This window comes from Micromonospora cynarisoli (assembly GCF_030518815.1).
In the GTDB taxonomy this organism is placed as follows: domain Bacteria; phylum Actinomycetota; class Actinomycetes; order Mycobacteriales; family Micromonosporaceae; genus Micromonospora; species Micromonospora wenchangensis.
In genome coordinates this window covers 4,464,321-4,482,505 of sequence record NZ_CP130426.1, presented here as the reverse complement: position 1 = coordinate 4,482,505, position 18,185 = coordinate 4,464,321, and the positions used below count along the sequence as shown (strand labels likewise).

At 70.7% G+C, this 18,185-nt stretch carries 15 protein-coding genes, 1 tRNA gene and 2 pseudogenes; 9 read left to right on the top strand and 9 right to left on the bottom strand.

Annotation, left to right across the window (positions count from 1 at the left end; genetic code table 11):
• Position 1: 1 nt before the first annotated feature.
• Positions 2-553 (bottom strand): SRPBCC family protein, encoded by a 552-nt coding sequence (locus Q2K16_RS19190; protein WP_302738998.1) that lies wholly within the window; start codon positions 551-553, stop codon positions 2-4.
• A gap of 963 nt (positions 554-1,516) precedes the next feature.
• Between Q2K16_RS19190 and Q2K16_RS19185 the strand changes: the two genes are divergently transcribed.
• From Q2K16_RS19185 to Q2K16_RS19155, 7 genes are all read left to right on the top strand, one after another.
• On the top strand, positions 1,517-1,963 hold the full coding sequence (locus Q2K16_RS19185) for a cobalamin B12-binding domain-containing protein (protein WP_302738997.1): 447 nt from the start codon (positions 1,517-1,519) through the stop codon (positions 1,961-1,963).
• Positions 1,963-3,240 carry a methylaspartate mutase gene (locus Q2K16_RS19180; protein WP_489671925.1) on the top strand — a complete coding sequence of 426 codons (1,278 nt, stop codon included), beginning with the start codon at positions 1,963-1,965 and terminating at the stop codon, positions 3,238-3,240. The genes Q2K16_RS19185 and Q2K16_RS19180 overlap by 1 nt, the downstream gene beginning before the upstream one ends.
• 12 nt (positions 3,241-3,252) lie before the next feature.
• Positions 3,253-4,209 carry an amino acid ABC transporter substrate-binding protein gene (locus Q2K16_RS19175; protein ID WP_302738994.1) on the top strand — a complete coding sequence of 319 codons (957 nt, stop codon included), beginning with the start codon at positions 3,253-3,255 and terminating at the stop codon, positions 4,207-4,209.
• Between the two features lie 47 nt (positions 4,210-4,256).
• Positions 4,257-5,297 (top strand): DMT family transporter, encoded by a 1,041-nt coding sequence (locus Q2K16_RS19170; protein ID WP_302738993.1) that lies wholly within the window; start codon positions 4,257-4,259, stop codon positions 5,295-5,297.
• Position 5,298: 1 nt separating this feature from the next.
• Positions 5,299-6,369: an aspartate-semialdehyde dehydrogenase gene (locus Q2K16_RS19165; protein WP_302738992.1), complete on the top strand. Its 1,071-nt coding sequence runs from the start codon at positions 5,299-5,301 to the stop codon at positions 6,367-6,369.
• On the top strand, positions 6,366-7,424 hold the full coding sequence (locus Q2K16_RS19160; protein ID WP_302738990.1) for an amino acid kinase family protein: 1,059 nt from the start codon (positions 6,366-6,368) through the stop codon (positions 7,422-7,424). Before Q2K16_RS19165 ends, Q2K16_RS19160 begins: the two co-directional genes overlap by 4 nt.
• Before the next feature lie 173 nt (positions 7,425-7,597).
• Positions 7,598-7,990 (top strand): Fur family transcriptional regulator, encoded by a 393-nt coding sequence (locus Q2K16_RS19155; protein WP_145917370.1) that lies wholly within the window; start codon positions 7,598-7,600, stop codon positions 7,988-7,990.
• 42 nt (positions 7,991-8,032) lie between these two features.
• On the opposite strand, the gene Q2K16_RS19150 is transcribed toward Q2K16_RS19155, so the two are convergent.
• From Q2K16_RS19150 to Q2K16_RS19120, 7 genes and pseudogenes are all read right to left on the bottom strand, one after another.
• The gene (locus Q2K16_RS19150) at positions 8,033-8,896 is read right to left on the bottom strand and encodes a hypothetical protein (RefSeq protein WP_302738975.1); all 864 of its coding nucleotides are present in this window, start codon (positions 8,894-8,896) and stop codon (positions 8,033-8,035) included.
• The gene (locus Q2K16_RS19145) at positions 8,893-9,984 is read right to left on the bottom strand and encodes a hypothetical protein (RefSeq protein ID WP_302738974.1); all 1,092 of its coding nucleotides are present in this window, start codon (positions 9,982-9,984) and stop codon (positions 8,893-8,895) included. Before Q2K16_RS19145 ends, Q2K16_RS19150 begins: the two co-directional genes overlap by 4 nt.
• Positions 9,985-10,059: 75 nt before the next feature.
• Positions 10,060-11,637 carry an aminotransferase class I/II-fold pyridoxal phosphate-dependent enzyme gene (locus Q2K16_RS19140; protein ID WP_302738973.1) on the bottom strand — a complete coding sequence of 526 codons (1,578 nt, stop codon included), beginning with the start codon at positions 11,635-11,637 and terminating at the stop codon, positions 10,060-10,062.
• Positions 11,637-12,959, bottom strand: coding sequence for an NAD(P)/FAD-dependent oxidoreductase (locus tag Q2K16_RS19135; RefSeq protein ID WP_302738972.1), 1,323 nt, complete (start codon positions 12,957-12,959; stop codon positions 11,637-11,639). Before Q2K16_RS19135 ends, Q2K16_RS19140 begins: the two co-directional genes overlap by 1 nt.
• 446 nt (positions 12,960-13,405) lie before the next feature.
• Positions 13,406-13,496 (bottom strand) — tRNA-OTHER (locus Q2K16_RS19130).
• 460 nt (positions 13,497-13,956) lie between these two features.
• Complete coding sequence (locus Q2K16_RS19125; protein ID WP_302738971.1) at positions 13,957-14,283, bottom strand: hypothetical protein; 327 nt, start codon at positions 14,281-14,283, stop codon at positions 13,957-13,959.
• A 201-nt stretch (positions 14,284-14,484) separates the two neighbouring features.
• Positions 14,485-15,319, bottom strand: a pseudogene (locus tag Q2K16_RS19120) (IS5 family transposase).
• Between the two features lie 148 nt (positions 15,320-15,467).
• Here Q2K16_RS19120 and Q2K16_RS19115 point away from each other — a divergent pair.
• Both Q2K16_RS19115 and Q2K16_RS19110 read left to right on the top strand, forming a co-directional pair.
• Complete coding sequence (locus Q2K16_RS19115; RefSeq protein ID WP_302738969.1) at positions 15,468-15,959, top strand: helix-turn-helix domain-containing protein; 492 nt, start codon at positions 15,468-15,470, stop codon at positions 15,957-15,959.
• Positions 15,959-16,543, top strand: a complete 585-nt coding sequence (locus Q2K16_RS19110) for an IS630 family transposase (protein WP_302738968.1) — start codon at positions 15,959-15,961, stop codon at positions 16,541-16,543. The genes Q2K16_RS19115 and Q2K16_RS19110 overlap by 1 nt, the downstream gene beginning before the upstream one ends.
• 222 nt (positions 16,544-16,765) lie before the next feature.
• On the opposite strand, the pseudogene Q2K16_RS19105 reads toward Q2K16_RS19110, so the two are convergent.
• A pseudogene (locus Q2K16_RS19105) lies at positions 16,766-18,071 on the bottom strand (IS256 family transposase).
• Between the last annotated feature and the right edge of the window lie 114 nt (positions 18,072-18,185).

The window sequence follows — 18,185 nt, the reverse complement described above, 5'->3', positions numbered from 1 at the left end:
GCTACCGTCCTCCGGAGGAGTGTTCGATGAAGGTCTTCAGCCGTGCGAGCGTCAGTTCGATGTCGCCGCGCAGCTTCTCGGTCCACTGGGTGAAGAACCGCTCGGTCGCCTCGGCGTCGAGGTCGGCGGTGATGCCCCGGATGCCCTCGGTCGCCTCGCCCATCCGGAAGCGGTGGATGAGCAGGCTGCCGCCCGGGGCGGCGTTGATCTCGTACGACCAGACGCTCTCCTGCCGTTCGCCGGCGCTGTTGCGCATCGCCCAGGCGAACATCCGGCCGGGCGCGGCGCGTACCACCTCGGCGGTGGTCTGCCACTCGCCCCGGACCACCGGCGCCCAGGGCACCACGTCGTCGCTGCGGACGTTGTCGCCCCGGAACACCGCACCGACCGCGCCGGGGGTGCCGGAGATCCATTCCCCGCCCCGGCACTCCGGGCTCCACCGGCCGCTGGCCGGTAGGTCGCTGACCACCTCGTAGATGTGCTGACCGGTGGCGTTCACCTCGATTTCGCCGTGCACCGAGAACAATTCGCGACGGCCTTTCGCACCCAACACGGAAACCTCCTCCCGGGGGCGTGCCGAGCCGCCGCACAATGGCGGCGACGGCACGGGGACGGTCGACGACGACCGGGACGTCCGGCGGCTGCGCGCGGTGCGGGGAATCCCCGTGACGCGGTGACGCCGGTGACTATGAGTGCCGCAATGACCACTGTCGATCAGGCGTGCGGGTAGACCATAGGTCGGTCGCGGGGGCCGTGCAACGCATCTCGGTATGCCGGGTCATCTCGTCACCGTGTGCAGCGGTCCATCGTGCCTTATCTATCCCCTGGCCACCGGCGTGGCGCGGACCGGCGTCATCCGTGACCCCCAGTCATCAATTGACCTGTTCAAGTGTCCCAGGATTCGGGAAGCGTGATCGGCGACGACGGGTGCCCGGCCCGGTTCGGTGCCACCTGTCGGGCCGAACGCGTGTCGGATCGGCGACCGGGCTCCCCCGGGTGAGCGGCGGGGGAGCGGGCGGCGACGGGAATGGCCTGGATCACCCCAGCGGGGGTGGGCGACGGGTGCGGTGGATGCCGCCGCCGACCGCTTCTCAGGATGCGGAAGGCGGGAGGAGATTGTTCCGGTCACCCTGTGCCACGGCGGGTGGCGACCTGCCTGTCGGGCGGTGCTGGTGGGGAGCGGCCGGCGGGCGGCGCGGGCGGTCCGTGCCCGGAATGCCGGTGGTGATTTGGCTACCGTCCGTGTCCGCAGATGGCGACCCGTCGGAAGTCAACCGGGACATTGCTTGTCAGGGTTCTGGTCGCGCCCTAGACTCGGCGACCGACAGATGTGTGAGACACCCACTTACGGGGAGTTGCGGTGTTCAATGCAATGGCGGGCCTGCGCTAGCCAGATCATCTTTCTCTGACCATGGAACGGCACTTTACGCCGAGCTTCCGTCCGGGGGCTACGGCGACCCAGCCGTGCCCATTTTCCGTGACGATTTTCCGCTAGCGATGTGTCCTGGAGTTCGGCATGCGCCTCTCAACGGCCAACGCACCGGTCGCTGTCCTGTCCACCATTCCCTCCGACTCGCACACCTGGAACCTGGTCTACCTCCACCTGCTGCTGGAGGAGCACGGCTTCCGGGTGGTCAACCTCGGCGCCTGCACGCCGATCGACGAACTCGTCGCCGCCCACCTGCGGCACACGCCCGACCTGGTCGTGGTCAGCACCGTCAACGGGCACGGCGCGGTCGAGGGCGGGCAACTGATCCGCCGGCTGCGCCGGCACGACCGCACCACCCCCGTCGTGATCGGCGGCAACCTCGGCGTGGCCGGGTCCGCCGACGGACGGCACGTGCCCGCCCTGCTCGCCGCCGGGTACACCGGCGTCTTCGTCGGCGACCGGGCCGTCGACGACTTCCGCACCCACCTGCACGCCCTGCACGCCCGTCCCCACCTGGCCGCGAGCCCGGTGTGATCCGGGGACGGTTCGCGTCGTACGTGGCCGACAACCAGGCCGCCGGTCGGTTGGTGGTGCAGCCCCGGATGGGCTTCGCCACCACCGAACAGATGCGCAGCGGCCTGCTCGCCGTCCGCGCCGCCCGGGCCACCACCGCCGGCACCCTCACCCTCGACAGCTTCACCCGGGTCGGCGACCACGCCAGCGCCGCCCGCGCCCTCGTGCACGCGCACGACCTCAACGGCTATCCGCTGGTCGCGCACGGGGCGGTGATGACCCGGGCGATGCTGGAGGACATCGCCGCCGACGACTTCCCGGTCCAGGTACGACACGGCTCGGCACTGCCGCTGGGCATCTTCCACGCGCTGCTCGACGCCGGCCTCGACGCCACCGAGGGCGGGCCCGTCTCGTACTGCCTGCCCTACAGCCGGGTGCCGCTGCGGGCGGCGATCGACGAGTGGGCGGCCTGCTGCGAACTGCTCGCCACCGTGGGCGACGGGCGGGGCGCCCACCTGGAGAGCTTCGCCGGCTGCATGCTCGGCCAGCTCTGCCCGCCGTCGCTGCTCGTCGCGCTGGGCATCCTGGAGGGCCTGTTCTTCCGGCGGCACGGGGTACGCAGCCTGTCGCTCAGCTTCGCCCAGCAGACCAACCCCGGGCAGGACCTGGACGCGCTGCTGGCCCTGCGGCACCTGGCCGCCGAGTTCCTGCCGGACTGCGACGTGCACCTGGTGGTCTACACGTTCATGGGCCTGTTCCCCCGTACGCCGGCCGGCGCCGCCGCGATCCTGGCGGAGAGCGTCCGGCTCGCCGTGGCCGGCGGGGCCGCCCGGCTGATCGTCAAGACCTCGGCCGAGGCGTTCCGCATCCCCACCGTCGCGGAGAACGTCGCCGCACTGGAGTTCGCCGCCACCCAGGCCGCCGGCTGCGCCGCACCGGGCCGGCAGTCCTTCGACCCGGCCGGCTCCCCGGCGTACGCGGAGGCGCGGCTGCTCGTCGAGGCCGTGCTCGACCTGCACCCGGACCCCGGCACCGCCCTCGCCGAGGCGTTCGGCACCGGCCTGCTCGACGTCCCGTTCTGCCTGCACCCGGAGAACGCGAACCTGGCCCGCAGCCGGGTCGAACCCGACGGGACGCTGCGCTGGACCCGGACCGGCCGGATGCCGCTGCGGCCCGCCACCGGCCACGCCGCCGACCTCGGCTCGGCCGAACTGATCGACATGCTCGCCTTCAACCAGCGCCGCTTCGACACCCCGACCACCGAGCCGACCACGCCGGCCCTGAGCCCGGCCCGTTGACAGGGAGACCCGATGACCTCGGTCCTGACCAGCACGACCGCCCGCCTCGACCGGGTCCGCCGCCACGGCGCGGTGCGCGCCGGGGTGAGCACCGGCATCCGTGGCCTGTCCGCCCCCGACACCGACGGCCGGTGGCAGGGCCTGGACGTGGACACCGCCCGCGCGGTGGCCGCCGCCGTGCTCGGTGACGCCAACGCGGTCGAGTTCGTGCCGCTCACCCCGGACCAGCGGATGCCCGCCCTCGCCGGGGACGACATCGACCTGCTCACCTGCAACGCCACCTGGACGGTGACCCGGGAGGCCGGCTTCGGGGCCACCTTCGTCGCCACCACCTGCTACGACGGCGGGGCGTTCCTGGTGCCCCGGGCGGCCGGCGTCACCGCCGCCGCGCAGCTCGCCGGACGCCGGATCGGCGTGCTCGGCGGCACCAGCAGCGCCGCCAGCCTCGCCCGCTACTACGCGCCGCTGGGCGCCGAGGTCGAGGTGGTGCCGTACCCGGACGCGGCGGACGCCCTCGCCGGCTACCGCGACGGCGCGGTCGACGCGTACGTCTGCGACGGGGTGGTGCTGGCGGCCGAGAAGACCCGGCTGCCGGAACCCGACGCGCACGTCGTCCTGCCCGAGCTGATCTCCCGCGAGCCGATGGGCCCGGCGGTCGCCGACGGTGACTCGCACTGGCTCAAGACGGTCCGCTGGATCATCTTCGCGCTGATCGCCGCCGAGGAGGAGGGCCTGACCTCGGCCACCGTCGGTCAGGGCGCGGCGTCGGCGCTGCTGGACGCGCAGGCCCGCCTCGGCGACACGCTCGGCCTGCCGCAGACCTGGATCGGCGACGCCGTCGGTCAGGTCGGCAACTACGGCGAGGTGTACGACCGCAGCTTCGGCGCGGCCAGCGGGCTCGACGTGCCCCGTGGCCTCAACGACCTGTGGACGCGCGGCGGCCTGATGTACGCCCCGCCGTTCGCCTGAGCACGGCCGCAGCCGAGGGGGCGGCGACCGCAACCGGAAGGGACAGCATGGAGAACCACCGCAGCAGCAGGACACCGATGGTCCAGATCATCGTCGCGATGGCGGGCTGGGGCACGATCGGGGTGTTCGTCCTCGAATCCGGGCAGCCGGCGTTCAACGTGGTCTTCGCCCGGTGCGTGCTGGGCGCGGTCGCCCTCGCCGTGGCCTGCCTGGTCGGCGGCTACTTCCGCAACACCGGGCTGACCCGGCGCAACCTGCTGCTCGCCGCCGGTGGCGGGGTCTGCCTGGTGTTCAACTGGGTGTTCCTGTTCTCCTCGTTCGAGCAGACGTCGATCACCATCACCACCGTCGTCTACCACACCCAACCGTTCTACGTGCTGTTCCTCGGCGCGCTGCTGTTCAAGGAACGACTCACCCGGGCCAACGTCGGCTGGGTGGTGCTGGCCTTCGTCGGGCTGGTGCTGACGACCGAGCTGTGGACGGCGCTGCGCGGCGAAGGACTCGACTCCCGGCAGCTCCTGGGCATCCTCAACGCGCTGGCCGCCGCCGTCCTCTACGCCCTGGCCACCATCGCCGCGAAGCAGCTCAAGGGGGTACGACCGCAGATCACCGCACTGATCCAGGTGCTGATCGGCATCCCGCTGCTGCTGCCGTTCGTGCACTTCGCGGCGCTGCCGGCACCGGGCGCGAGCAGCTGGATCTGGCTGGCGGTGCTCGGGGTGTTCCACACCGGCGTGCTCTACCACCTGCTCTACTCCGCCGTTCCGCACCTGCCCAGCTCGACCATCGCGGTGGTCGCGTTCGTCAACCCGGCGGTGGCGATCGTCTGCGACGTCGTCGTCTACGCGCACCGGCCCACCCTGGCCGAGATCGTCGGCATCGTGCTGATCGTGCTGTCCAGCCTCGGGGTGACGCTGCGCTGGCAACCGCTGGCCGCCCGCCGGCCGAACCCCGCGCCCGGCGACGCGTCCACCGGGCCCGAGGTGCCCGCACCGGCCGAGGTGCCGGTGGCGACCGGGGCACCCACTCCCCTGGTGACCGTCGACGAGGCCGGGTCACCCCACTCCGTCCTCCGAAAGCAGGGCTGACGTGACATCCTCCACCGACACCCCCGCTCTCCTCCAAACCGACCTGCGGGCCGTCACCGGCACCGCGTTGCCGATCGCCGTCGTCGGGGCCACCGGCGCGGTGGGTCGTACCCTGATCGACCTGCTCGTCCAGCGGGGCTTCCCGGTCGGCGAGTGCGTGCCGGTGGCGTCGGCGCGTTCCGCCGGGCAGCGCATCGACGTACCGGGCGGCACCGCCACCGTCCACGACCTCGACCGGTACGACTTCTCCGGCGTACGGCTGGCGTTCTTCTCCGCCGGCACCGGGGTCAGCGAACGGCACGCCCGTCGCGCCGCCGCCCAGGGCGCACTGGTCATCGACAACACCAACGCGTTCCGGATGGCGGTGGACGTGCCGCTGGTGGTGCCGCAGGTCAACCCGGACGTGCTCGACCAGCGGCCGGACAGCGGCATCATCGCCAACCCGAACTGCTCGACCATTCCCCTGGTGCGCCTGCTCGCCCCGCTGCGTCAGCGGTACGGCCTGCGCCGGGTCACCGTCAGCACCTACCAGGCGGCCTCCGGCCGGGGCAACCGGGGGATGGCGGAACTGCGCGCCCAGGCCGCCGCCGCGACCGACGACCCCACCCGGACCGGCCCGGTCGAGGCGTTCGGGATACCGCTGGCGTACAACGTGATCCCGCTGATCGACACCCTGCTCGGCGACGGGTTCACGCTGGAGGAGCAGAAGATGCGGCAGGAGAGCCGCAAGATCCTCCGCGACCCGACGCTGGACGTGACGGCCACCTGCGTACGGGTGCCGGTGCTCAACGGGCACAGCGAGACCGTGGTGGTGGACTGCGACGCGCCTGTCGACGACGGTGAGCTGGCCGCGCTGCTGGCCGGCGAGCCCGAGGTCCGGGTGTGGGCCGACAGGCCGCCGACCCCGCGTACCCTCGACGACCCCGACCTGGTGCACGTCGGGCGGGTCCGGGTCGACCCGGAGCACCCGAACCGGGTGGCGTTCTGGCTGGTGGCGGACAACCTGCGGATCGGTGCCGCGCTGAACGCGGTGCAGATCGCCGAGGTGCTGGTGGCGAGGGGGGTCCGGTGAGCCGGGTACGGGTGGTCAAGTTCGGCGGTTCCAGCTTCGCCGGTCCGGAGCACTTCCACACCGTCGCCGCCCACCTCGCCGGGCGGGTCCGCGACGGCGAGAAGCTGGTGGTCGTCACCAGCGGGATGCCCGGGGCCACCGAGGAACTGCGTCGGCTCGCCACCGAACTGCACCCCGAGGTCAGCAGCCCGGCCCTGCTCGGCCTGCTGCCGTTGGCCGACACGGTCGGCGCGGCCCTGCTACGGATCGCGCTGGAACGCGCCGGTCTGCGCGCCGAGCTGCTGCCGCCGCACCACATCGGCCTGGCCAGCAGCCCGGCGGGTGGGCAGGCCGCCGCGCTCACCGGTGTCGACCCGGTCTACCTGCACGGGCACCTGGCCGCCGCCGACGCGCTGGTGCTGCCCGGTGGTCAGGCGGCCGACGCCCACCAGCGCCCCACCTGGCTGGGCAAGAACAGCTCCGACCTGTCCGCGGTCGCGGTCGCCGCCGCGCTGCGGCTGCCGGGCTGCGACATCCACTCCGACGTGGAAGGCGTGTACGACGCCGACCCCCGGCAGGTCCCGGCCGCGCGACTGCTGCCGACCCTGGCGTACGCCGACGTGGTGACCATGGCGCGGGCCGGCGCGAAGGTGCTGCACTCCGGTGCCGTCGAGCTGGCCGCCCGGCACGGCGTGACGGTCACCTGCCGGCTGAACACCGGCGACTTCCGGGTCGGTTCGGTGATCGGCCCGACCGGCGACCCGGCGTACGCGGTGGTGGCCGACGCCCGTTCGGTGGTGCTCACCGGCGACGACCCGGACGCCGTCGAGGCGACCCTCGTCGCCGAGGGCCTGTCCACCCTCCGGGTCGCCGACGCGGTGGTCGTGACCGGCTCGTTCGCGGACGTGCCGGCGCTGCTCGCGGCGCAGGGCAGGGCCTGCACCGTGACCGGGCAGAAGCTGCTCACCGTGCTGCGCGCCGGAGCGCCCGAGTACGAGCTGGTGCCGGCCACCGAGCTGGCGGCGGTCGCCCGGTCGCGGCATGCGGCCCTCACCCCGGTCGCGGCCGTGGCCTGACCCGACCCCCCGGCGGCCGTCGACCCCGGGCCCGCCACGGGCCGTGGGGTGCCCGTATCCGCAGCGCATAATGGGTACGGCCTCCGCCTGGACCGGCGGAGGCGAGGAGCAGCGACGGCCGCCGGGTGGGGGCCGGGGCGACGAGCGGAGACGGCGGTACGGTGACCCAGGCGATGCCGAACGTGACCCGGAACACCCGTCAGCGCGGCGAGGTGCTGGCGCTGCTGCGCGAGGTCGACGGTTTCCACACCGCTCAGCAGCTGCACCAGATGCTGCTGGCCCGTAAGGCCCGGGTCGGGTTGACCACGGTCTACCGCACCCTGCAACTGCTCGTCGACGCCCAGGAGATCGACTCCACCCGGCTGCCCGGCGGCGAGCAGTTGTTCCGCCGGTGCAGCCAGAGCAGGCACCACCACCACCTGGTCTGCCGCCGGTGCGGCAGTACCGTCGAGGTGGCCGGGCCGGCGGTCGAGCGGTGGGCCGACCAGGTCGCCGCCCAGCACGGCTTCACCGAGGTCGGGCACACCTTCGAGATCTTCGGCACCTGTGCGGAGTGCGCCCGCTGACGACCCGGGCACGTCCCCGTACCACCCGGTCCGGACGGCGGATCAGCCGCGCCTGAGCTCACACTTCGGCGGTGGGGGCTGCCGTGTCCACCGCAGCTCGGCGCAGTACCGCAGTGAGCGTGCGGGCGACACCCGCCACTCGTAGCGGGCGGCCTGGAAGCCCATGTGGGTGACCCGTCCACAGCACCGGAAGGGCACGTCGCCGTTGCGCAGCCGGTGCTCCTCGACCACCCCGTCGATCTCCATCCGTACCCGGAGCTGGTAGTCGACAGTGCCGTGCGGGAACACCTCGCCGCTGTCGTACGGGGGGTCCAGCGGGACCGGCAGCTCGATCGTCTGCCCGGCGACGAGGACGCGTGGCCGGTCGGGGTCCCCGTCCCGCGTCCCCGCCGGCAGTCCCCCGGCAGACGGGGTGGCGGTGGGGGCCGGGGCGGCGTCCCGGCAGGCCACCTCGACCCAGGGGCCGTCCCCGCGCGACAGCTCGACCTCGGTGACCGACACCGCCGCCACGGACACACCACCGACGTCGAGGGTGCGTCGGGCGTGCACCGACAGGGTGTGGACCGGTGCGAATCCCACCGGGATGCCGCCGTCACGCTGCGCCCACCCGGCGAACTGCCGACAGTCCGTGACCGTGGCCGGCGGTCCCGCCTCGGCCTTGGTCCGGGTGGTCAGGAACGTCAGCCCGGTGCCGTCCTCGGTGCCGGTGATCCGGGCGGTCAGGTCGAGGACCGGGCCGATCCCGACCGCGTCGGACGGCGTGGCCGGGCCCGACGGTGGGGGCGGTGCGGCCCGGTGTTCCGTCCCGTCCCCCGCCCCGAGCAACCGGACCACCCCGAAGGCCAGCAGCGCGGGCAGGACCAGGGCGACCACGAGCAGGGCGGTCTGCCGCCGGCCGGTGTTCACCGCTTCCACACCGGCGGTCCGGCGCCGTCCGCAGTCCAGCCGTTGAGCAGGTGCGCGTAGTACCGGTCCTGGTAGCGGGGAGCCAGGCCGGTGCTGCGGAACGGCCGACCGTGGTCGTCGACCACCTGGACGCGCTTCTCGCCGCCGAGGTCGAGTTCCAGTTCGATGACCCATTCGCAGTACGACCGGTCGGTGTACGCCTGGACGTCGACGGTCACCGGCTCACCCGGGCCGAGGGTCAGCGCCCGGCGGTCCACGTATGCCGCGCCGAGCGTCTCGTCCCGCGGACTGATCACCCGGGCGACGCTCTCCGGCTCGTCCAGGTCGAAACCGATGCTCAGCGGCTCCCCGTCGCCCTGGCTCCCCCGGAAGATCAGGGTGCCGGACAGCGGTGCGGAGCGCTTGAGCACCCGGGCACGGATCTGCCTGACGAACACCGGGCCGGTCCACTGGCCGACCGCGGAGACGCGGACCCGGGTGAGGACGCGGGTCAGCCGCTCGTCGGCGAAGCGCACCACCCCGTGCACGACGCCCGGGAAGGTGTCCGCGACCTCGCCCTCGGCCGGCAGCGACCGGGAGAGGAGCCGCTGCCGCTGGTCGCCGGTCAGCGGCGTGGCCAGGGCCCACACCACCGCCTCGTCGGAACGGTCGTAGTAGTAGGCGTTGGTCGCGATCGGCGGCTTCCGTCGGGCGTCGGCCCGTTTGGCCTGCTCGACCGCGCGGTCGTCGCGTACCGCCTGCTCCGACGAGGTGATCCGGTTGGCGACCGTGCCGATCACCGTGCCGATCACCGCGCTGGCCGCCGCCCCACCCGCCGCCAGCAGCAGCTTGCGCCGGGTGGGACGGTCGGCGGCGGCAGCCGGCTGCCCGTCCGACGGCGGAACGGCCGACACCAGCTGCGCGGCCGCATCCGGCGGCGTGGCCGTCTCCGGGGGTGTGGCTGCGTCAGGCGGCGTGGCTGCCTCCCGGGGCGTGGCTGCCTCCCGGGGCGTGGCTGCTTCCTGCGGGGTGACCGTCGCCTGCTCTACCGGCTGCGGCGGCTCCGGCCTGCGCTGGCCCTTCGCCCGTCTGGGTCTGCGTGGTGGCACGCCTCTCACCTCCGCACGGCGACCGGATCGACACGTTACGCCATTGTGGACGGGGCCGCAGGGGTGACGCGCCCGTCAGCGGGGCGCGCTGCCGAACGCGCTGGAGAGGTAGGCCCGCGAGTCGGCGAGCGCCCCCTCGATGATCCGGGCCGCCTCGCGTGCCTCCTCGGGCCGGTGCCCGGCCTGCACCTGGAGCCGGAACCGCGACGAACCGGTCGGGGTCACCGGGAACTCGACCATGAACGCCAGCACCCCCCGGTCGAAGAGCAGCCGGTTCGCCGTCCGCGCCAGCTTCTCGTTGCCGATCAGCAGGGGCACGATCGGGGACGGCTCACCCATGCAGGTCAGGCCCCGCCCGGTCAGCTCGTCGCGCAACGCGTGGATCGCCGTGAAGAGCCGCGCCCGCAGCGCGTCCCCCTCGGCCGACCTGATGATCCGGGCGGCCTCCCGTACCACCGCCGTCTGCACCGGGGAGAGCGCGTTGGAGAAGAAGTGCGAGCCGCCGAACATCTTCACGTACTGCTTCAGGGCCGGCGACCGGGACGCCACGAAGCCGCCGTTGGAGCAGAACGTCTTGGAGAACGCCCCCATCACGATGTCGACCTCACCGAGCAGGCCCTGCATCCCCAGCACGCCCGTGCCGCCCGGCCCCATCGAACCCAGGTCGTGCGCCACGTCGACCAGCAGCGTGGCGTCGTGCTCCCGACAGACCTGTTGCAGGGTGACCAGGTCCGGCCAGTCCGCGTCCACCGAGAAGAGGCCGTCGGTGACCACCAGGATGCCGTTGCGGCTGTCGGAGGCCCGGATACCGGCCAGGTGCCGGCGTACCGCCTCGACGTTGAGATGCTCGTAGCGGACCACGTTGCGGGTCGCCGCCCGCGCCCCCTGCTGGAGGCAGGAGTGGGCCAGCCGGTCGATCAGAATGTGGTCGGACTGCCGGACCAGCCCGACGACCGCCCCGAAACCGGCCGCCCAGCCGGTCGGGAAGAGCGTCACGTGGTCGAGTCCGACCAGCTCGCCGAGGGCGGCCTCCAGGTCGTCGGAGATGCGGGTGTTGCCGAGCACCATGGGCGAGCCGGCGCTGTGCGGCCCGTAGTCGTGCATCGCCTTCGCCGCCGCCTCCCGGATCCCCGGGTGGGTGTTGAACGACAGGTAGTCCTGCGAGTTGAAGTTGATGCCCCGGGCCCGCCGTCCCAGGTCGTTGGTGATCTGGGCGACGCTGTCCGGCGCCGCCTCCAGCACCCGGGAGTACTGCCACGTCTCGGTACGGCGGCGGGCCTGCACCCAGTCGTAGAAGTCCTCGGTACGGGTCAGCAGGTTGCGCCCGGCGGGCCGGTAGAAGTCGTACGCGTTCTTGTCCAGCGCGTACTCCTCGTCGGGGTCGACGGGGTTGCGCAGGTGTGCCGGCTCCCACATCTCCGTCAGGTCCTCGACGACCCGGGCCAGTTCGTCGTCGGCACCGTCGAGGGCGGCGAAGTCGTCCCACGGGACGTGAGTGGCCCAGTTGCGGGTCATCTCGGAGACCTCCGACGCGGTACGCGCCATGGTCGCGACGTCCCCGCGCCGGGCCGCCGCGAGGATGATCCCGATCAGTTCGCCGTCGTCCCGCTGGTCCAGCTCGATGGTCACGGTGCCCTCTCCCGGGTGCGTCATCAGGCGAACAGGTTCTGCTGGTACGAGCGGGACGTCGCGGCGAAGTCGGCGAACACCGCATGGTCGGCCGACGACTCCTTCGCGGCGTCGTTGAGCAGGAAGAGATTCGACGCCTGGAAGAACTCCGACACCGGGGCGACGTCGGCGTGCGTGGCGATGAACCTGTCGGTCTCCTGCTGGTTGCCCCGCAACGCGACGAACAACTGCAACTCGTCGTGCCGGTACGGCCGCATCTCGGCCAGCGTGCAGACGTAGTCGTGGTAGGCGGCGGCGTTCTGGCTGCGGCGACGGCCCTCGTAGGTGGACATCGCCTCGTCGATCGACACGGCACCGCGCAGCCACCGGTCCAACGCGGCGCTGACCAGTTCCGCGTCGCGGAAGGCGTGGGTCATGCCGATCGCGGTGCACTGGTCCTTGGCCGACTCGGCGTCACCGACGAGCACCCAGCCCGGCCCGTGCAGTGGTCGCAGGAAGGCCGACTGGTCCAGGGTGCCGTAGATGCGCTCCTCGCGGGTCCCCTTGGCCCGTACCATCTCGCCCAGCTCCGGGCTGACGAAGTCCAACGCCCGCTGGTAGTTGCCCGGCACGTCGGCGCGGAACTCCCGCGACCACTCGCTCGGCCCCCAGACCAGCACCATGTTCTGGCCGAAGTTCGTCGGCACCACCGCGCAGGCCAGCCGGCCGCGCCGGTGCAGCTGCGCCGGGCCGAGGTCGAAACCGGACCAGTAGCTCCAGTACGCGAAGGTGCAGCGGGGCCGCTCGTCGAACTTCGGCAACCCGAGGGTACGGGCCACGAACGAGTTCCGGCCGTCGGCGCCGACCACGATCCGGGCCCGCTCCTCCACCTGCTCCCCGTCGGCTCCACGTCCCCGCACGCCGACCACCTGCCCGTCCTCCACGACCAGTTCGCGGACGGTGAACCCGGTGCGCACCTCGGCGCCGGCCCGGGCCGCCGCGTCGACGAGGATCTGGTCGAGCACGCGACGCCGCACCGAGGCGTAGCTCTGCACCACGCCCGAGTCGTCGCCGTGCAGGTCCCGGAAGTACTCCCGGAGCAGCTCGACCGGCACCGAGCCGGTGAGCGAGATGCCGTCGTTGACCACCTCGACCGTGGTGTGCGCCGGCGTGACCGCGAGAACCTCGTCGAGCAGCCCCCACCGGTTCAGATAGGACATCCCGTGCGGCCAGAGAAAGTGTGTCGAGATGACGTCGCTGGGGAACGAGGCGCGGTCCACCACCAGCACCCGGTGGCCCTGCCTGGCGAGCAGCAGCGCGGTGGACGCGCCCGAACAGCGGGCACCGATCACGATGGCGTCGTACATCTGCCTCGGTCCTTCCGGGGGTTGCAGCGGGGGAGACCCACCCGCCGTGGTACGGAGTCGCCGCAGGTCAACCGGGTCTGTCAGGGGCCTCGACGGTTGCCTCCGGTGCCCGCACCGCCCGGCCAGCCCGAGCGGAGAGCATAGCGTAAGTCCACAGTAGACATTTGGAGTCGACGCGTCGGCACGGTCGACGATCACGCCTGCGGTGTTCCCGGGTCTGCCGGACCCGCATATCCGACAGTCATCGACGACTCAGCAGCGGGACCCTCTGTTCTTGCGCGCACTGCGGGCCCGGCATCCGCGACCCGCGGATCGGCCTCGGCGTCCGGTTCGGCGGGCGCACACCCGGCCCGGTCCATCGGGCAGGTGGCTGCCCGGAAGGCTCACGTCGGTGACCACCCGCAGAGGGATCGGCAGAGCACACCGCCCTCGGCAAGAATCTTCGGTGGGCCGCCAGGGACTCGAACCCTGAACCTAAGGATTAAAAGTAGCCAGAAGCCGATGAAACTCCTCTGACTTCGCCAAGTGGTCCAGCCCGTGTCTTTAGTCCAGATCTCTGCTGTGCTGTCCGGCCGTGTTCGCGCTGTTCCGCGCAAGTGTGCATAGCGAGCCGTCAACCGAACGGATGGTAGAGGTCGAATTCCAGGATTCCCGCCGTGGATCCATCCACGGCGGGAACATGCGAGCACCCGTGGAGCACCCAGCCGTCCAGCGGTGGGAGTGGTCGCGGAGGCGCCCCTCGGGCACTCTCGGAGCCGCAGCCTCTGGGCTTATGTGGTTCACATGCGTTCGTGCTCGCCTTGACCGACAGGAGCAGGGTCCGCGTCGGTTGTCACCACAGCCGCCCCCCGCTTATCAGAGAATGCTCGGGGACCAGGGCCCCTCGGCGTAGACCAAAACCGGGGCAGCGGACACTGCCCCGCTACCCCGGTTTCTTCCCGCAGTTCTTCCGCTGGCGGCTTGCGCCATCAGTCAACCCAGCTTTCGCGGCGGCACCTCACCCCAATTCAGACTGCCATCCCCACTGTCGCATTATCGAGCCATCGGGTTTCATGAGAAAGTCACGAACAAGAGGCTTGAGGGAGGAAAATCCGCCATTGTCGACGGCCACAGAAACGCGCAAAACTCCATTTGGCTCCATGATTCCAAAAGTGACGACACTATAGACGATCCCGCGCGAGCCGCGAATCGCGCTTCTCTCGCTATCTCCGCAAAGGTTCGTCAGTTCCCCATAGGGCATGCTTCGCAAATCAGATATAACACCTTCCGCAATTTTCGCCGCCTCGGCCGAGTCGAACGGGAAGATTCTCTTAAAGATAGCCATCACAGCTCCATAACTACCAAAAACTGGGACCCGCCACGCCCTGTGACTCCCCTTCGCGCCCGGATGCCACCGGTCGATCTGGAAGTGCTTTCTATTGCCAAGCCTGCCGAATGGATGCGGCTTGCGGTCATAGCCAACTCGCCACCCTGTCCGCTTTCGGTTGTACTGCAGCCTCTTGGAGCGTGTTTGAGATGGGGTTTGTCAGACCCGGGTGAAGGTGCGGCGGGCTTGGCGTCGTGCCGGTCGGCCGCGGGTGATGCGGCGGGTCATGCCAGCGATGGCGGCCCAGCGGATGAGGGCTTCGGAGACAGTTGGGTGGCGTTCGTAGTCGCGGGCCAGCCGGCGGCAGGCGGTGAGCCACGCCAGGGTGCGTTCCACGACCCAGCGGCGAGGATGCACAGCGAAGCCGCGCTGGTCGGCGGGCTTACGGACGATCTCCAGGGTGGTGCGCAGGATGTCGCGGGCCCAGTCGACCAGCCGTCCGGTGAAGCCCTGGTCGGCGAAGACGTGCCGAATCGGGGTGAGCATGTAGGCGCCGAGCAGGGCACTCTTGGCGCCGTCGCGGTCCTGCCAGCTCGCGGCGAGTACGGTCACGGTGACCAGTAGCCCCAGGGTGTCGGTGATGATGAATCGCTTCCGGCCGTTGATCTTCTTCCCGGCGTCGTAGCCTCGGCTGTCGCACCCGACGGGTGTCAGCGCCCTTCACGCTCTGCGAGTCGATGATCCCCGCCGACGGTTGCGGCTCACGGCCCTGTTGCACCCGTGTCCTGATCCGCAGCGTGGCCAGGAGTTTCTCGGTGACGCCGGCTTCTTCCCACCGGGTGAAGTACCAGTACACCGTCTGCCAGGGCGGCAGGTCAGCTGGCAGGTACCGCCACGGGCACCCGGACCGCACCACGTACAAGATCGCGTTAACGATCTCCCGCCGCGGATGCTTCTCCCGACGGCCGTCTGTGTTCGGCTCCGGAAGCAGCGGCTCGATCAGCGCCCACTGGGCATCGGACAGGTCGGAGGGGTAGCCACGGCGTGCAGACACCGCGCCACCCTGCCCGTCCCGCCGGTGAAAGTCATGCCGCCACGTGGTCCACAACAGACCTTCTCGAACACGCACTTACAGATCTTGAATGGTCAGGTTCGTCCGATGTGGTCTGCGTGATGGCCTCGGGCTGGGGTAGATCGATGGGATGAGGTATCCCGATGGAGGTGGGTTGTCCGCGCGGGGGCGGGCGAAGCGTGAGGCGGTACGACGGCAGGCGGCGGGGTGGTTCGCCCAGGACGTGTCGGTGCCGGAGATCGCGCGCAGGTTGCGGGTGTCGCAGACCGCGGTGTACGGCTGGCGCAAGCGGTGGCAAGCCGGTGGTGAGCAGGCTCTGGCATCGAAAGGGCCTGGTGGGTCTCGGTGCCGGCTGGATGAGGGGCGGCTGCGGCGGCTGGCCGATGCCCTGGATGAGGGTCCGGCGGCGCACGGTTTCGGTAGTGATCAGCGGTGGACCCTGGCCCGGGTGTCGGACCTGATCGCCTGCATGTTCCGCACCCGGTACACACTGCGCGGGACGGCGAACATCATGTGCCGGCTGGGCTGGTCGGTGCGGGTCCCCACACACGGCGCGGTCGAGCGTGACGAGGCCGCGATCATCACGTGGCGGCGGGAGACGTGGCCGGCGGGAAAACGATAGTGGCGCAGCGGCAGGCGTGGCTGGTCTTCGAAGACGAGGCCGGCCAGACGCTGCGCCCACCAAAGGCACGCACCTGGGGACGACGCGGACACACCCCCGTGGTCCCGGTCTCCGGCAAGGGCTCCGGTCGCGTCTCGATCGCCGGGTTGACCTGTTACCGGCCCGGCCAGCGGTCGCGGTTCATCTATCGCACGATCACCCATCGCGGCCGTAAGAACGAGCGCCGCAGCTTCAGCGAACGCGACTACATCGCCCTGCTGGATGCCGCCCACCAACAACTCGACGGCCCGATCGTGCTGGTGTGGGACAACCTGAACACCCACGTCTCCGCCGCCATGCGGCAGATGATCGACGCCCGGGACTGGCTGACCGTCATCCGGCTACCGGCCTACGCCCCAGACCTCAACCCCACCGAGGCAGTGTGGTCCCACCTCAAACGCAGCATCGGCAACCTCGCCGTCACAGGCGTCGACCACCTCCAAGCGATCATCAAACACCGACTCAAGAGCATCCAGTACCGCACCGACCTACTCGACGGGTTCCTCGCTCACACCAGCCTGACACTCGAACCCGAGACAACCTGACCATTCAAGATCTGTAGCTGCTACCCTTGAATTTCTTAAAGACGCGACCAGCGAAGTTGGCAAGCCGGCCCAGTTGCCATCTGGTGAACTTCGAGTAGGTGCGTCTGCTGCCATCAATTGCGCGTTGCAGCCATCTCTTTACCGGCCTTTTCCAGCCATAGTCGCTGCTGCAGCCGATTCTGGGGTCTGTCAAACGAACGGTGTAACTCGGGTTGTTGAGGGTTACTTGCGGTTTGCGGTCAGGCGTCCTTCGAAGGCCATCTCGAAGGCGTTCAGGGCGGGTTTCCAGCGCATGGTCCATCGTCGGCGGCCCTGCCCAGTCGGGTCCAGGCTCATCACCGCGAGGTAGACGCACTTGAGTGCGGCGCCCTCGTTCGGGAAGTGGCCGCGGGCTCGGACGGCTCGGCGGATCCGGGCGTTGACGGACTCGATGGCGTTGGTGGAGCAGATGACGGTGCGGATCTCGGCGTCGAAGGCCAGGAACGGGACGAACTCGGCCCACGCCTGTTCCCACAGTCGGATGATGGCCGGATACTTCGTGCCCCACGCCTGCGTGAACTCGGCGAAGCGTTCTCGGGCGGCGGCCTCGGTCGACGCCGTGTAGACAGGCTTCAACGCCTTGGCGATGGCGTCCCAGTGCTGCCGGCCGGCGTAGCGGAACGACGCCCGCAGCAGGTGGATGACGCAGGTCTGCACGACCGCTTCGGGCCAGGTCTGCCCGATCGCGTCCGGCAAGCCCTTGAGTCCGTCGCAGACCACCATGCACGCGTCCGCGACACCCCGGTTCTTCAGCTCGGTCAGCACGCCGAGCCAGAACTTCGCGCCCTCACCGCCGCCCGCCGGCCCACAGCCCGAGGATGTCCCGGTTGCCGTCGACCGTGACGGCCAGGGCCACATAGATCGGCCTGTTCGCGACCTTCCCGTCGCGGATCTTCACGTGCACCGCGTCGAGGAAGATCACCGGGTAGACCGAGTCCAGGGGCCGGTTCTGCCACTCGGTCATCCCGTCGACGACCCTGTCGGTGATCGTGGAGATCGTCTGCCGGGACACGTCCGCGCCATACACCTCGGACAGGTGGGCCTGAATCTCCCCGGTGGTCAATCCCTTGGCCGACAACGAGATCACCATGTCCTCGACCCCAGAGAGCCGGCGTTGACGCTTGCGCACGATCTGCGGCTCGAAGCTGCCGTCGCGGTCACGGGGCACCGCGATCTACACCGGGCCGACCTCGGTCAGCACCGTCTTGCCCCGCACCCCGTTGCGGGAATTCTGACCGTTGTTCCCGGCCGGGTCGCCCTTCTCGTAGCCCAGGTGGTCAGTGATCTCACCGTCCAGAGCGGCCTCCAGGACCCGCTTGGTCAGCTGCTGCAGCAGCCCGCCCTCGCCGGTGAGCTGCAGACCCGCCGCCCGGGCCTGCTCCACCACCTGAGCGACGAACTGATCGTCGACCCCGTCTCCCACCGGCCCCGCCGGCCCACGCTTCCCCACCTGGCCAGTATCGACCTCGGTGATCACGACATCCATCATCAGGTGCTGCTCCTTGATCAGGAGTTACACCGTTCGTTTTACAGTCCCGGCCGGCCCTGTGCTCCGGAGATCAATACACGATACTCGAGGTACGGAGAAGCCTGCCCGCTACAG

Bases quoted from the DNA above. Each gene is read 5' to 3' on its own strand.
- Q2K16_RS19155 (WP_145917370.1), top strand. From the start codon at position 7,598: ATGCCGAACGTGACCCGGAACACCCGTCAGCGCGGCGAGGTGCTGGCG.
- Q2K16_RS19175 (WP_302738994.1), top strand. From the start codon at position 3,253: ATGACCTCGGTCCTGACCAGCACGACCGCCCGCCTCGACCGGGTCCGC.
- Q2K16_RS19125 (WP_302738971.1), bottom strand. From the start codon at position 14,283: ATGGCTATCTTTAAGAGAATCTTCCCGTTCGACTCGGCCGAGGCGGCG.
- Q2K16_RS19115 (WP_302738969.1), top strand. From the start codon at position 15,468: ATGAGGTATCCCGATGGAGGTGGGTTGTCCGCGCGGGGGCGGGCGAAG.
- Q2K16_RS19140 (WP_302738973.1), bottom strand. From the start codon at position 11,637: ATGACGCACCCGGGAGAGGGCACCGTGACCATCGAGCTGGACCAGCGG.
- Q2K16_RS19170 (WP_302738993.1), top strand. From the start codon at position 4,257: ATGGAGAACCACCGCAGCAGCAGGACACCGATGGTCCAGATCATCGTC.
- Q2K16_RS19135 (WP_302738972.1), bottom strand. From the start codon at position 12,959: ATGTACGACGCCATCGTGATCGGTGCCCGCTGTTCGGGCGCGTCCACC.
- Q2K16_RS19185 (WP_302738997.1), top strand. From the start codon at position 1,517: ATGCGCCTCTCAACGGCCAACGCACCGGTCGCTGTCCTGTCCACCATT.